Source organism: Rhizobacter sp. SG703 (genome assembly GCF_012275445.1).
In the GTDB taxonomy this organism is placed as follows: domain Bacteria; phylum Pseudomonadota; class Gammaproteobacteria; order Burkholderiales; family Burkholderiaceae_C; genus Rhizobacter.
Window position 1 is genome coordinate 36,756 of the sequence record NZ_JAAZQK010000017.1, and the last position, 13,083, is coordinate 49,838.

Consider the following 13,083-nt stretch of genomic DNA (forward strand, 5'->3'; position numbering starts at 1 on the left):
TTCGACAGGCTCAGCCCGAACGGAGCAATGCGTCATGCGGCGCTCCTCACCGCGGCGAAGGTCTTCGCGTCGGCGATGCGCAGGTCGGCCGAGACCATGCCGCTGCGGCCGTCCTCGAACTTCACCGCCGTTTCGATGTACTGCGAGGCCCGCCCGCCGTACAACGCGTCGACCAGCACCTGGTAGCGATCGCCGATGAAGCCGCGCCGCACCTTGCGCGTGCGCGTCAGCTCGCCGTCGTCGGCATCGAGTTCCTTGTGCAGCACCAGGAAGCGGGTGACCTGGCTGCCGGCCAGCGTCGCATCGGCCGCGAGGTCGGCGTTGACCTGCTCGACGCAGTCGCGCACCAGCTCGACCACCTCCGGCTTCTGCGCGAGGTCGGTGTAGCCGGCGTACGGCAGGTTGCGGCGCTCGGCCCAGTGGCCGACCGCTTCCATGTCGATGTTGATGAAGGCGCAGACCTTCTCGCGCCGGTCGCCGAAGGCCACCGCTTCCTTGATGTACGGAAAGAACTTCAGCTTGTTCTCGACGTACTTGGGCGCGAACATCGCGCCGTCGTTGGCGCCGCCCACCAGCCGGCCGACGTCCTTCGCGCGGTCGATGATCTTCAGGTGGCCCTGCGCGTCGAGGAAGCCGGCATCGCCGGTGCGGTACCAGCCGTCGGGCGACAGCACCTCGGCGGTCGCCGCCTCGTTGCGGTAGTAGCCCTTCAGCAGCCCGGCCGAGCGCACCAGCACCTCGCCGTCGGCACCGACCTTCAGCTCGACGCCGTCGATCGGCACGCCGACCGTGTCGGCGCGCGCCTGGTGGTCGGGCTGCAGGCAGACGAACACCGCGGTTTCGGTGGAGCCGTAGAGCTGCTTCAGGTTGATGCCGATCGAGCGGTAGAAGGTGAACAGGTCCGGCCCGATCGCCTCGCCGGCGGTGTAGGCCACGCGCACCCGCGACAGGCCCAGCGTGTTGCGCAGCGGGCCGTAGACCAGCAGGTTGCCGAGCCCGTAGGCGAGGCGGTCGGGCAGGCCGAGGCGCTGCCCGTCCATGCCCGCCGGGCCGACGCGACGCGCCAACGCCATGCAGCGCCGGAACAGCCAGCGCTTGGGCGCGCTGGCGTCTTCCATGCGGATCATCACGCTGGTGAGCAGGGCCTCGAACACGCGCGGCGGCGCGAAGTAGTAGGTCGGGCCGACCTCCTTCAGGTCGATGCCGACGGTGGCGGACGATTCCGGGCAGTTGACGACGTAGCCGCAGGTCAGCCACTGCGCATACGAGAACACGTTCTGGCCGATCCAGGCCAGCGGCAGGTAGGCGAGCACCTCTTCGCGTTCGGTCAGCTTGTCGAAGCGCGCACCGGCGCGCGCCCGGTCGATCAGGCTCGCATGCGTGTGCACCACGCCCTTCGGGTGGCCGGTGGTGCCGGAGGTGAAGAACATCGCGGCGACGTCCTCCGGCCGGCTGCGCTGCACCTCGGTGTCGACGTGGGCAGGGTGCGCGGCATTGAAGTGCCGGCCGGCGGCGACCAGCGCATCCAGCGAGGCCACGCCGGGCTCGTCGCAGTGGCGCAGCCCGCGCGGGTCGTCGAACCAGATGTGGGCGAGGGCGGGGCACTGCGGGCGGATCTCGAGCAGCTTGTCGACCTGCTCCTGGTCCTCGACCACCGCGAACGCGACGCCGGCGTTGACGATCGGGAACACGAACTCGCCGGCGACCGCATCCTGGTACAGCGGCACCGGAATGGCACCGAGCGATTGCGCGGCGAGCATCGTCGCGTACAGCCGGGGCCGGTTCTCGCCGACGACGATCAGATGCTGGCCGCGCTGCAGCCCGGCGTGCGCCAGGCCGCCGGCCAGCTCGCGCACCAGCACGGCCAGCTGCGACCAGCTGAGCGTCTGCCAGATGCCGAAGTCCTTCTCGCGCAGCGCCGGGGCGTCCGGGCGCTGTGTGGCATGGTCTCGCATCAGACGGGGAAACGTCGTCAGCACCGCGGGTCTCCTTCTGTTCTTCCGTCCGTTTGCGGCGACTGTACGAACAAGTTTGACGCCGTGTTGTCGTTCTGACGACAATCCTCGGGACTTCCCCCTTCGGTCTTACCCGCGGCTACGCGCCGATCGTGCGCAGGCCGCTCGGCGTGCGGATCTGCGCGACGAGGCGCGGGGCGGCACCGGCGGGCAGCGGCGAGACGACAACGGCCTGGGCCAGGCCGAGCGCCGCGAGCAGCGCGCCGATGCGATCGGGCTCCGGGTGGAACACCTCGAAGCGCTGCAGCGAGCAGCCGACGTCCTGCAGGCCGGAGGCCGGATGGACCGGCGTCTGCCACTCGATCAGCGCCGGCGCGGCGCCGCCCAGCGGCAGGCTGCCATCGGCCGGGATCGTGATCAGCCATTGCAACCTGCCACGCGTGATCGGTTCGATGGGGCCGAGCGCTTCGGGTGCGGACGCGCCGGCGCGTCGAATGTCGTCGGTGCGGGCGACCCAGGTGGTCAGGCGAGGCGGGGCGTTCGCATGAAGCGCGTCGAGCGCGAACCAGCGCGGCCGCGTCGGCCGGGGCGCGTCGGGATTCACCGCGATGACTTCGAGGAAGAGGCTGTCGCCCAGGCGCAGCAGCAGGTTGTGCGTGCCCATGCGCGGGTGCTCGCCGCCGGGCTGCAACTCGACGCCGAGCGCGTCGCGGACGAAGGCGGCGCCCTGCGCCAGCGTCGGCGCGGTGACGGTGAGGTGATCGATCTGGCAATGGGGCATTGGCACGGCCTCGGCGGGGGATCGGCGGATTCTGCGCGACGAGGCATTGCGGCCGGATCGGTTTGACGATCCGCCGTGGACCTGCCGACAATCCGTGCACGATGGCGAGGACGGTGTCGATGGATGCAGCGATTCCCCCGGTGGTGCAGAACGCGGGGCCGGCGCCGCTGCGGGCACGCGCGCGCCAGGCCAGCGCCGACGAGTTGCGCGACATCCCGTGGCTGCAGTCGCTGCAGGCCGATGAACGCGAGCGCGCGGTCGACGACCTGAAGGTGGTGCAGGTGGAGGCCGGCGAGCTGCTGTGCCGCGTCGGCAAGCCGGCCACCTTCTGGTTCGGCGTGGTCGACGGGCTCTTGAAGATGAGCAACGACTCGGCGCTCGGCATGCCGATCACCTTCACCGGCGTGCCGCCGGGCGGCTGGTTCGGCGAGGGCACGGTGCTGAAGCGCGAGGTCTACCGCTACAACATCCAGGCGCTGCGCAAGAGCGTGGTGGCCGGCATCACGGTCGAGACCTTCCACTGGCTGGTGGACCGCAGCATTCCGTTCAACCGCTTCGTGATGCAGCAGCTGAACGAGCGGCTCGGGCAGTTCATCGGGGCGCGCGAGATCGACCGGCTCAACGATCCCGATGCCCGGGTCGCACGCAGTCTGGCGTCGCTGTTCCATCCGGTGCTGTACCCCGGGGTCGGCACGCTGCTGCGGATCACGCAGCAGGAGCTGGGCTACCTGGTCGGGCTGTCGCGGCAGCGGGTCAACGAGGCGCTGCATGCGCTGCAGCGCGAGGGCCTGATCCGCATCGAGTACGGCGGCCTGCGGGTGCTCGACCTGGAAGGCCTGAGGCGGCGGCTGCAGCGCCATGGCGATCCCGGATCGGCATCCGGGCCACCAGGTCCGTAGCCCGGATGCCGATCGGGGACGCGCGTCCGCTGGCCTAGTCTTCCAGCTCCGCCCGCGCCATCTCCACATCCAGCCGCTCCATCGCGTCGGCCGCATTGAAGGCTGCCGCATCGGCATACAGCTTTTCCGCTTCCTTCATCTTCTTGTCGCCCTCGAGCATCACCAGCCCGTTCGCGTACTCCACCATCGCGATCGCCGAGTTCGGGTTCAGCTTCAGCGCGGTCTTGAAGGCCGCGAGGCCGGCATCCTTGCTCGCCCCCTGCGTGCGCCCGAGCAGCGAGCCGACCTTGTCGATCACTTCGGCATGGAAGGTGCCGAGCCCGATGTGCGCGTCGGCATGCTTCGGCTGCAGCTGGATCGCCATCTCGAGCGCCCCCTTGACCTTGCTGCCCAGTCCCTGCGTCAACGCCTTCGCGACGCTGATGCCCTGGCTGTAGCGGCCCAGCGCATAGGCCGACAGGTACCAGGCATTCGCGTTCTTCGGGTCGGCGGCGGCCTGCGCCTCGGCGCGCTCGGCGACCTCCTGGAACAGCGCGAGCTTCGTCTTCTCGTTCTTCTCCAGGTAATTGGCGTAGATGGCCTGCGCCTTGTTGGCCACCGTGATGCCGGCGCCGCCCGCCTTCAGGCCGGCCTCGGTCGCCTTCTGGAACTCGCCGGCATGGAACAGCGCCCAGGCGGCCAGCACCTGGTCGTCCTTCGGCAGCGGCTCGGCATCGCCGGCATGCAGCCGCGCCCATTTCTTCTTCAGGCTCGCCGCGTCGAAGCGGTACTCGTCGGCGTCGTACGGGAAAGCGGTCCACTTGGCCATCGGTGTCTCCTGGTGTCAGCGCTTCGGCAGCGCATTCTGGTAATTGCCGACCAGCGCGAGCAGGTGTTCGCGCGCGGCGGCATCGAGGTAGGGCATCAGCAGGCTCAGCACATGGAAGGCGCCGCGCAGCAGCGCGGCACCGGCCGCTTCGGGTTCGAGCGCGCGGCGCGGGTCGCGCACGTATTCGAAGCTCAGCCAGTAGGTCAGCACCACCACCATCGCGGTCGCCACCGGCTCGGCCTCGCGGCCGTCGATGGCCGACTTGCCGGGCTGGGTGATCGCACCGCCGCGCGCCAGGCCATCGAGCACCGCGCGCACCGCATGCGACTTCTCGTCGAGGATCTTCTGGAACTGCGTCTCCAGCCGGCGGTTCTTCGACAGCAGGTCGTTCAGGTCGCGGTACAGGAAGCGGTACCGCCAGATCAGCTCGAACAGCATGTGGAAGAACAGCCAGGCGTCCTCGACGTGGCGCACGTCGTCGGCTGCGCGCAGCAGCTCGACCAGCGACTGCTCGTAGCGGCCGAACAGCGAGTTGATCAGCTCGTCCTTCGCCGGGTAGTGGTAGTACAGGTTCCCCGGGCTGATCTTCAGCTCGGCCGAGATCAGCGTGGTCGAGACGTTCGGCTCGCCGAAGCGGTTGAACAGGTCGAGGGCCACTTCGAGGATGCGCTCGGCGGTGCGGCGCGGGGGCTTCGGGTCTTTCGAGGCGGTGGCCATCGTCGTTGTCGTTCTGGGCGTGACAGGTCCCTTGCGCGGGCAATCTAGCACCAACTCGCGCGCGATCCGGCCGGTATTTGCCCGCGCCAGCAGGATTGGCGGGCGCTGCCTACAATCGCCGCCTTCTCCCGGAAGAACATGGCAGCCATCTCGTTCCAGCAGGTCAGCAAGACCTATCGTTCCAAGGGCGGGCACAACGAAGTGCGCGCGCTGTCCGAAGTCAGCATGGACATCGAGCCCGGCGAGTTCTTCGGGCTGCTCGGGCCCAACGGCGCCGGCAAGACCACGCTGATCAGCATCCTCGCCGGCCTGTCGCAGGCCACCAGCGGGCATGTCAAGGTGCACGGCCACGACGTCGTCGACGACTACGCCGCCGCGCGCCGCAGCCTCGGCATCGTGCCGCAGGAGCTGGTGTTCGACCCGTTCTTCACGGTGCGCGAGGCGCTGGTGATCCAGAGCGGCTACTTCGGCGTGCGCGGCAACGACGCGTGGATCGACGAACTGCTGCACCACCTGGGGCTGGCCGACAAGGCGAATGCCAACATGCGCCAGCTGTCGGGCGGCATGAAGCGCCGCGTGCTGGTCGCGCAGGCATTGGTGCACCGCCCGCCGGTGATCGTGCTCGACGAGCCGACCGCCGGCGTCGACGTCGAGCTGCGCCAGACGCTGTGGCACTTCATCGCGCGGCTCAACAAGGAAGGCCACACGGTGCTGCTGACCACCCACTACCTCGAAGAGGCCGAGGCGCTGTGCAACCGCATCGCGATGCTGAAGCAGGGCCGGGTGGTCGCGCTCGACCGCACGTCGGCGCTGCTGGCCGGCACCGCGAGCACGATGCTGCGCTTCAAGATGGATGCGCCGCTGCCGGCGTCGCTGGCAGCGCAGTCGCGCGTGACCGGGCGCATCGTGCAGATCAAGGCGCACGACGCGCACGAGGTCGAGACGGTGCTGGGCGTGCTGCGCGCCGCCGGCTGCCAGCCCGAGGACCTGGAGATCGGCCGCGCCGACCTGGAAGACGTGTTCCTCGACATCATGAACGGGCCGGCGGAGGTGAAGGCATGAGCGGTGAAGGCATGAGCGCCGTTCCGGGTCTCCTCTCCGGCACGCGCACGCTGCTCTACAAGGAGGTGCTGCGCTTCTGGAAAGTCAGCTTCCAGACCGTCGCCGCGCCGGTGCTGACCGCGGTGCTGTACCTGCTGATCTTCGGCCACGCGCTGGAAGACCATGTGAAGGTCTACGGCACCGTCAGCTACACCGCGTTCCTGATCCCCGGCCTGGTGATGATGAGCGTGTTGCAGAACGCGTTCGCCAACAGCAGCTCGTCGCTGATCCAGAGCAAGATCACCGGCAACCTGGTGTTCCTGCTGGTCACGCCGCTCAGCCACTGGGCCTGGTTCCTGGCCTATGTCGGTGCGGCCATCGTGCGCGGGCTGGCGGTCGGGCTCGGCGTGCTGCTGGTCACGCTGTGGTTCGCGCCGCTGACGGTCGCGCAGCCGCTGTGGATCCTGGTGTTCGCGATCGCCGGGGCGGCGCTGATGGGCGCGCTCGGGCTGGTGGCCGGGCTGTGGGCCGAGAAGTTCGACCAGATCGCCGCGTTCCAGAACTTCATCGTGATGCCGATGACCTTCCTGTCGGGCGTCTTCTACTCGGTGCATTCGCTGCCGCCGGTGTGGCTGGCGGTCAGCCACCTGAATCCGTTCTTCTACATGATCGACGGCTTCCGGCGCGGCTTCTTCGGCGTCAGCGACGTGTCGCCGTGGACCAGCCTGGCGGTGGTTGCGGGCAGCCTGGCGGTGGTGTGCGGGCTGTGCCTGCATCTCTTGCGCATCGGCTACAAGATCCGGAACTGAACAACCCGGATTGGCATCCGGGCTACCGGCCTGGGTGATAATCGCCGTCCTTATGGCCGACCCCACCCCCTCCGACGTCCAGCGCTTCATCGCGCAAGGACTCGCCTGCGAGCACCTGCAGGTCGAGGGCGATGGCCGCCATTTCTTCGCCACCATCGTTTCGGCGGAGTTCGAAGGTGCCAGCCGCGTCGCGCGCCACCAGCGTGTGTACAAGGCCCTCGGCGATAGAATGCGCGAGCAAATCCACGCGCTGTCGATGAAGACCCTCACGCCCGCCGAGTGGGCCCAAGCCGCCGAGCCCGCCTCGGCCCACCACCACCACTGAACCCAGCCGCAGTGTCCGCTGCGGCTGGCGGGCCTGCGGGTGCAGGTCCTTCAGCCGTGCCGGGCCTGGGCGATTCCTGAGCCATGGACAAACTCCTCATCCGCGGTGGCCGCCAGCTGAACGGCGACGTCACGATCTCCGGGGCCAAGAACGCCGCGCTGCCCGAGCTGTGCGCCGCACTGCTGACGGCAGAGCCGGTCACGCTGACCAACGTGCCGCGCCTGCAGGACGTCAGCACCACGCTGAAGCTGCTGCGCAACATGGGCGTCAGCGCGGAGCGCAGCGAATCGGCCCCCGACACCGTCGCGCTGAATGCCGCCTCCGTCACGTCGCCAGAGGCGCCGTACGACCTGGTCAAGACGATGCGCGCGTCGATCCTGGTGCTGGGCCCGCTGCTGGCGCGCTTCGGCGAGGCCACCGTCTCGCTGCCCGGCGGCTGCGCGATCGGCTCGCGCCCGGTCGACCAGCACATCAAGGGCCTGCAGGCGATGGGTGCCGACATCGTGGTCGAGCACGGCTACATCATCGCCAAGACGAAACGTCTTCGTGGGGCTCGCATCACGACCGACATGGTCACCGTGACCGGCACCGAGAACCTGCTGATGGCCGCGACGCTGGCCGACGGCGAGACGGTGCTCGAGAACGCCGCGCAGGAGCCGGAGATCCGCGACCTGGCCGAGATGCTGATCGCGATGGGCGCGAAGATCGAGGGCCATGGCAGCAGCAAGGTCCGCATCCAGGGCGTCGAGCGGCTGCACACGGTGAGCCACCGGATCGTCCCCGATCGCATCGAGACCGGCACCTTCCTGTGCGCGGTGGCCGCCACCGGCGGCGACGTGGTGCTGCGCGGCGCGCGCGCCGACCACCTCGATGCGGTGATCGACAAGCTGCGCGAGGCCGGCGTCACGATCGAATCCGGCGCCGACTGGATCCGCGTGAAGAACGCGGCGCGCCCGCGTGCGGTCGGCTTCCGCACCAGCGAGTACCCGGCCTTCCCGACCGACATGCAGGCGCAGTTCATGGCGCTGAACTGCATCGCCGACGGCACCGCCAAGGTCACCGAGACGATCTTCGAGAACCGCTTCATGCACGTCAACGAGCTGGTGCGGCTGGGCGCGAAGATCGAGGTCGACGGCCACACCGCGGTGATGAGCGGCGTCGAGCGCCTGTCGGGTGCGACCGTGATGGCGACCGACCTGCGCGCGTCGGCCAGCCTGGTGATCGCCGGCCTGGTGGCCGACGGCGAGACGGTGGTCGACCGCATCTACCACCTGGACCGTGGCTACGACCAGATGGAAGCCAAGCTGCGCGGCATCGGCGCCGACATCGAACGGGTCAAGTGATGCTGACCCTCGCCCTCTCGAAAGGCCGGATCTTCGACGAGACGCTGCCGCTGCTGAAGGCGGCCGGCATCGAGGTGACCGAAGACCCGGAGAAGTCGCGCAAGCTGATCCTGGGCACCAACCAGCCCGAGGTGCGCGTGGTGCTGGTGCGCGCGACCGACGTGCCGACCTACGTGCAGTACGGCGGTGCCGACCTCGGCGTCGCCGGCAAGGACATCCTGCTGGAACACGGCGGCCAGGGCCTGTACCAGCCGCTCGACCTGCGCATCGCGAAATGCCGCATGAGCGTCGCGGTGCGAGCCGATTTCGACTACGCCGCGGCGGTGAAGCAGGGCTCGCGCATCCGCGTCGCAACGAAGTACGTCGGCGTCGCGCGCGACCACTTCGCGGTGAAGGGCGTGCACGTCGACCTGATCAAGCTGTACGGCTCGATGGAGCTCGCGCCGCTGACCGGCCTGGCCGATGCGATCGTCGACCTGGTCTCGACCGGCAGCACGCTGAAGGCCAACCACCTGGTCGAGGTCGAGGAGATCATGCAGATCTCGTCGCGCCTGGTCGTCAACCAGGCGGCGCTGAAGCTCAAGCGCGAGCCCTTGCGCCGCATCATCGACGCCTTTTCCGCAGCCATCGAGTCCCGACCATGACCGTGAAGATCCGCCAGCTCGCTACCACCGCGCAAGGCTTCGACGCCGATTTCCAGCGCGTGCTGCATTGGTCGGCGGAAACGGATCATGCGATCGAGGAGCGCGTCGCCGCGATCCTGGCCGACGTGCAGGCGCGCGGCGACGCGGCGCTGCTGGAGTACACGCAGCGCTTCGACGGGCTGGCGGCCGCCTCGGTCGCCGCGCTCGAGATCACGCGCGACGAATTGCAGGCGGCGCTGCAGGCGATCACGCCGGCGCAGCGCAGCGCGCTCGAAGCGGCCGCGCGGCGCGTGCGCAGCTACCACGAACGCCAGCTCGACGCCTGCGGCCGCTCATGGCAGTACCGCGACGAAGACGGCACGCTGCTCGGCCAGAAGGTGACGCCGCTGGACCGCGTCGGCATCTACGTGCCGGGCGGCAAGGCGGCCTATCCCTCCAGCGTGCTGATGAACGCGCTGCCGGCCAGGGTGGCCGGCGTCGGCGAGATCGTGATGGTGGTGCCCACTCCGAAGGGCGAGCGCAACGCGATGGTGCTGGCCGCGGCGGCGATTGCCGGCGTCGACCGGGCGTTCACGCTCGGCGGCGCGCAGGCGGTCGGCGCGCTGGCCTACGGCACGGCCACCGTGCCGGCGGTCGACAAGATCACCGGCCCGGGCAACGCCTACGTCGCGAGCGCGAAGCGCCGGGTGTTCGGCCAGGTCGGCATCGACATGATCGCCGGGCCGAGCGAGATCCTGGTGCTGGCCGACGGCAGCACGCCGCCCGACTGGGTCGCGATGGACCTGTTCAGCCAGGCCGAGCACGACGAACTCGCGCAGAGCATCCTGCTGTGCCCCGACGCGGCCTACATCGCGCGCGTCGCCGAAGCCATCGAGCGCCTGCTGCCCGACATGCCGCGCCGCGACGTGATCCGCGCGTCGCTCGAAGGGCGCGGCGCGCTGATCCACACCCGCAGCATGGAAGAGGCCTGCGAGATCAGCAACCGCATCGCGCCGGAGCACCTCGAAGTCAGCTCGGCCGAGCCGGCGCGCTGGGAGCCGCTGCTGCGCCATGCCGGCGCGATCTTCCTCGGCGCGTTCGCCAGCGAAAGCCTGGGCGACTACTGCGCCGGCCCGAACCACGTGCTGCCGACCTCGGGCACCGCGCGCTTCTCGTCGCCGCTCGGCGTCTACGACTTCCAGAAGCGCTCCAGCCTGATCGAGGTCAGCGAGGCCGGCGCGCAGGTGCTGGGGCCGATCGCCGCCGAGCTGGCCTATGGCGAGGGCCTGCAGGCGCACGCCCGGGCCGCCGAACTTCGACTGAAAGGAAACACCTGATGAGCGCCGCACTGGAGCAACGCATGAAGCGCGTGATCCGCCAGGACATCCAGTCGATGCACGGCTACGCCGTGCAGCCGTCGGCCGGTCTGGTCAAGCTCGACACGATGGAGAACCCGTTCCCGCTGCCGCCCTCGCTGCGCGAGGCGCTGGGCCGGCGGCTGGCCGACGTCGCGCTGAACCGCTACCCGGCCGAGCGCGGCGACCTGCTGCGCGCGAAGCTGGCCGAGCACGCCGGCATGCCGGACGACTGCGACATCATGCTGGGCAACGGCTCCGACGAACTGATCTCGCTGCTGGCGCTGGCCTGCGCCGTGCCGGGCAACAGCGTGCTCGCGCCGCTGCCGGGCTTCGTGATGTATGCGATGTCGGCCAAGCTGCAGGGCCTGCCGTTCATCGGCGTGCCGACCACCGCCGACTTCGAGCTCGACCTGCCGGCGATGCTGGGCGCGGTGCGCGAGCACAAGCCGGCGCTGGTCTACCTGGCCTACCCGAACAACCCGACCGCGAACCTGTGGGATGACGTGGCGATCGACGCGATCATCGAGGCCGCACCGGGCCTGGTCGTGATCGACGAGGCCTACCAGCCGTTCGCCGCGCGCGATTCGATGGAACGGCTGAAGCGCCACGAGCATGTGCTGCTGATGCGCACGATGAGCAAGTTCGGGCTGGCCGGCGTGCGCATCGGCTACCTGATCGGGCGCAAGCCGCTGGTCGCCGAGGTCGACAAGCTGCGCCCGCCGTTCAACATCAGCGTGCTGAACTGCGAAGCGGCGCTGTTCGCGCTGGAGCATGTCGACGAGTACGCGCGCCAGGCGGCGATCATCCGCAGTGAGCGCGACCGGTTGCTGGCGGCGCTGCGCGCGCTGCCCGGCGTGACGCCGTTCCCGAGCGAGGCCAACATGATCCTTGCGCGGGTGGCCGATTCGGCGGCCGCGTTCGCCGGCATGAAGGCGCGCGGCGTGCTGGTGAAGAACGTCGCCGGACTGCACCCGCTGCTGGCCAACTGCCTGCGCCTGACGGTAGGCACGCCCGACGAGAACGTGTTGATGCTGCAAGCCCTGAAGGAAAGCCTCTGATGAGCACCGTGGAACGCAAGGCGGAGGTGGTCCGCCACACCAGCGAGACGCAGATCCGGGTCGCGCTGAACCTCGACGGCAGCGGTGCCGCGAAGTTCCACACCGGCATCGGCTTCTTCGACCACATGCTCGACCAGATCGCCCGCCACGGGCTGATCGATCTCGACATCGACGCCAAGGGCGACCTGCACATCGACGGGCACCACACGGTGGAAGACGTCGGCATCACGCTCGGCCAGGCGATGGCGAAGGCGGTCGGCGACAAGAAGGGGCTGCGGCGCTACGGACACGCCTACGTGCCGCTCGACGAGGCGCTGTCGCGCGTCGTGATCGACTTCTCCGGCCGGCCGGGGCTGCACATGCGGGTCGACTTCAAGAGCGGCATGATCGGCGCGCTCGACACCCAGCTGGTCTACGAGTTCTTCCAGGGTTTCGCGAACCACGCCGGCGTCACGCTGCACATCGACAACCTGCACGGCGAGAACGCGCACCACCAGTGCGAGACGATCTTCAAGGCGTTCGCGCGCGCGCTGCGCATGGCGCTGGAGATCGACCCGCGGGCGTCGGGCGTGATCCCGTCGACCAAGGGGAGTCTCTGATGACGGCCCCCACGTCGCTTCGCTCCTGCCCCCCGAGGGGGCGTGACCTCCCTTGGGGCGGCCCGGCGGGAGGTCGGGCATGACCCGCACCGTCGCGGTCGTCGACTACGGCATGGGCAACCTGCGCTCGGTGTCGCAGGCGGTGATGCACGTGGCCCGCGGGGAGGGCGTCGACGTGATCGTCACGTCGAAGCCGGACGAGGTGTACGCCGCCGAACGCATCGTGCTGCCCGGCCAGGGCGCGATGCCCGACTGCATGCGCGAGCTGCGCGACTCGGGCCTGCAGGAGGCCGTGCTGCACGCCGCCGCGAATAAGCCGCTGATGGGCGTGTGCGTCGGCATGCAGATGCTGCTGTCGACCAGCGAAGAAGGCCCGACCGACGGACTCGGGTTGATCCCCGGCACGGTGCGGCGCTTCCAGCTCGCCGGCCGGCTGCAACCCGACGGCAGCCGCTTCAAGGTGCCGCAGATGGGCTGGAACGAGGTCTGGCAGCGCTCGAACCCCCGGGTGCACCCGATCTGGGCGGGCGTGCCGGACGGCGCGTACTACTACTTCGTCCACAGCTTCTACGCGCAGCCGGCCGACGCGGCCGACAGCGCCGGTGAAACCGATTACGGCGTTCGCTTTACCTGCGCGCTCGCTCGGGATAACATTTTCGCCACGCAGTTCCATCCCGAGAAAAGTGCCGAGCACGGGCTTGCCCTGTACCGCAACTTCCTGCATTGGACTCCCTGAACACCTGCCGGCGTCACCCCAGCGCTTTGCT

14 protein-coding genes are annotated in these 13,083 nt (G+C 69.3%); 10 read left to right on the forward strand and 4 right to left on the reverse strand.

Features of this window, described 5'->3' with window-relative positions; translation table 11 throughout:
- Positions 1–32: 32 nt before the first annotated feature.
- Together FHT26_RS27955 and FHT26_RS27960 are read right to left on the reverse strand one after the other, a co-directional pair.
- A complete protein-coding gene (locus FHT26_RS27955; protein ID WP_168563352.1) occupies positions 33–1,979 on the reverse strand; it encodes an AMP-binding protein in 1,947 nt (648 codons plus the stop codon).
- A gap of 115 nt (positions 1,980–2,094) precedes the next feature.
- Complete coding sequence (locus tag FHT26_RS27960) at positions 2,095–2,736, reverse strand: VOC family protein (RefSeq protein ID WP_168563353.1); 642 nt, start codon at positions 2,734–2,736, stop codon at positions 2,095–2,097.
- 119 nt (positions 2,737–2,855) lie between these two features.
- On the opposite strand from FHT26_RS27960, the gene FHT26_RS27965 reads away from it, so the two are divergent.
- The gene (locus FHT26_RS27965; RefSeq protein ID WP_168563354.1) at positions 2,856–3,635 is read left to right on the forward strand and encodes a Crp/Fnr family transcriptional regulator; all 780 of its coding nucleotides are present in this window, start codon (positions 2,856–2,858) and stop codon (positions 3,633–3,635) included.
- A 34-nt stretch (positions 3,636–3,669) separates the two neighbouring features.
- Here the strand turns inward: FHT26_RS27965 and FHT26_RS27970 are convergent, their stop codons facing one another.
- Both FHT26_RS27970 and FHT26_RS27975 read right to left on the reverse strand, forming a co-directional pair.
- Complete coding sequence (locus FHT26_RS27970; protein ID WP_168563355.1) at positions 3,670–4,443, reverse strand: tetratricopeptide repeat protein; 774 nt, start codon at positions 4,441–4,443, stop codon at positions 3,670–3,672.
- Positions 4,444–4,458: 15 nt separating this feature from the next.
- A complete protein-coding gene (locus FHT26_RS27975; protein ID WP_168563356.1) occupies positions 4,459–5,160 on the reverse strand; it encodes a TetR/AcrR family transcriptional regulator in 702 nt (233 codons plus the stop codon).
- A 138-nt stretch (positions 5,161–5,298) separates the two neighbouring features.
- Between FHT26_RS27975 and FHT26_RS27980 the strand changes: the two genes are divergently transcribed.
- The 9 genes from FHT26_RS27980 (at position 5,299) to hisH (ending at position 13,052) form a co-directional block, all read left to right on the forward strand.
- Positions 5,299–6,222 (forward strand): ABC transporter ATP-binding protein, encoded by a 924-nt coding sequence (locus tag FHT26_RS27980; protein ID WP_168563357.1) that lies wholly within the window; start codon positions 5,299–5,301, stop codon positions 6,220–6,222.
- Positions 6,223–6,233: 11 nt separating this feature from the next.
- Positions 6,234–7,010, forward strand: a complete 777-nt coding sequence (locus tag FHT26_RS27985) for an ABC transporter permease (protein WP_168563358.1) — start codon at positions 6,234–6,236, stop codon at positions 7,008–7,010.
- 52 nt (positions 7,011–7,062) lie between these two features.
- Positions 7,063–7,335: a BolA family protein gene (locus FHT26_RS27990; RefSeq protein ID WP_168563359.1), complete on the forward strand. Its 273-nt coding sequence runs from the start codon at positions 7,063–7,065 to the stop codon at positions 7,333–7,335.
- Positions 7,336–7,418: 83 nt separating this feature from the next.
- Positions 7,419–8,678: a UDP-N-acetylglucosamine 1-carboxyvinyltransferase gene (gene murA, locus FHT26_RS27995; protein WP_168563360.1), complete on the forward strand. Its 1,260-nt coding sequence runs from the start codon at positions 7,419–7,421 to the stop codon at positions 8,676–8,678.
- The gene (gene hisG / locus FHT26_RS28000) at positions 8,678–9,322 is read left to right on the forward strand and encodes an ATP phosphoribosyltransferase (protein WP_168563361.1); all 645 of its coding nucleotides are present in this window, start codon (positions 8,678–8,680) and stop codon (positions 9,320–9,322) included. The genes murA and hisG overlap by 1 nt, the downstream gene beginning before the upstream one ends.
- Positions 9,319–10,638, forward strand: coding sequence for a histidinol dehydrogenase (hisD, locus tag FHT26_RS28005; RefSeq protein ID WP_168563362.1), 1,320 nt, complete (start codon positions 9,319–9,321; stop codon positions 10,636–10,638). The genes hisG and hisD overlap by 4 nt, the downstream gene beginning before the upstream one ends.
- Entirely contained in the window at positions 10,638–11,717 is a 1,080-nt protein-coding gene (gene hisC / locus FHT26_RS28010) for a histidinol-phosphate transaminase (protein ID WP_246868135.1), read from the forward strand. Before hisD ends, hisC begins: the two co-directional genes overlap by 1 nt.
- On the forward strand, positions 11,717–12,316 hold the full coding sequence (hisB, locus tag FHT26_RS28015; protein ID WP_168563363.1) for an imidazoleglycerol-phosphate dehydratase HisB: 600 nt from the start codon (positions 11,717–11,719) through the stop codon (positions 12,314–12,316). Before hisC ends, hisB begins: the two co-directional genes overlap by 1 nt.
- 79 nt (positions 12,317–12,395) lie before the next feature.
- Positions 12,396–13,052 carry an imidazole glycerol phosphate synthase subunit HisH gene (hisH, locus tag FHT26_RS28020; protein WP_168563364.1) on the forward strand — a complete coding sequence of 219 codons (657 nt, stop codon included), beginning with the start codon at positions 12,396–12,398 and terminating at the stop codon, positions 13,050–13,052.
- Positions 13,053–13,083: the final 31 nt, after the last annotated feature.

Excerpts from the sequence above, each read along its gene's own strand:
- FHT26_RS27960 (WP_168563353.1), bottom strand. The coding sequence starts at position 2,736 with ATGCCCCATTGCCAGATCGATCACCTCACCGTCACCGCGCCGACGCTG.
- hisG (WP_168563361.1), top strand. The coding sequence starts at position 8,678 with ATGCTGACCCTCGCCCTCTCGAAAGGCCGGATCTTCGACGAGACGCTG.
- murA (WP_168563360.1), top strand. The coding sequence starts at position 7,419 with ATGGACAAACTCCTCATCCGCGGTGGCCGCCAGCTGAACGGCGACGTC.
- FHT26_RS27980 (WP_168563357.1), top strand. The coding sequence starts at position 5,299 with ATGGCAGCCATCTCGTTCCAGCAGGTCAGCAAGACCTATCGTTCCAAG.
- FHT26_RS27985 (WP_168563358.1), top strand. The coding sequence starts at position 6,234 with ATGAGCGCCGTTCCGGGTCTCCTCTCCGGCACGCGCACGCTGCTCTAC.
- FHT26_RS27975 (WP_168563356.1), bottom strand. The coding sequence starts at position 5,160 with ATGGCCACCGCCTCGAAAGACCCGAAGCCCCCGCGCCGCACCGCCGAG.
- FHT26_RS27965 (WP_168563354.1), top strand. The coding sequence starts at position 2,856 with ATGGATGCAGCGATTCCCCCGGTGGTGCAGAACGCGGGGCCGGCGCCG.
- hisH (WP_168563364.1), top strand. The coding sequence starts at position 12,396 with ATGACCCGCACCGTCGCGGTCGTCGACTACGGCATGGGCAACCTGCGC.
- FHT26_RS27990 (WP_168563359.1), top strand. The coding sequence starts at position 7,063 with ATGGCCGACCCCACCCCCTCCGACGTCCAGCGCTTCATCGCGCAAGGA.
- FHT26_RS27970 (WP_168563355.1), bottom strand. The coding sequence starts at position 4,443 with ATGGCCAAGTGGACCGCTTTCCCGTACGACGCCGACGAGTACCGCTTC.
- hisC (WP_246868135.1), top strand. The coding sequence starts at position 10,638 with ATGAGCGCCGCACTGGAGCAACGCATGAAGCGCGTGATCCGCCAGGAC.
- hisB (WP_168563363.1), top strand. The coding sequence starts at position 11,717 with ATGAGCACCGTGGAACGCAAGGCGGAGGTGGTCCGCCACACCAGCGAG.
- hisD (WP_168563362.1), top strand. The coding sequence starts at position 9,319 with ATGACCGTGAAGATCCGCCAGCTCGCTACCACCGCGCAAGGCTTCGAC.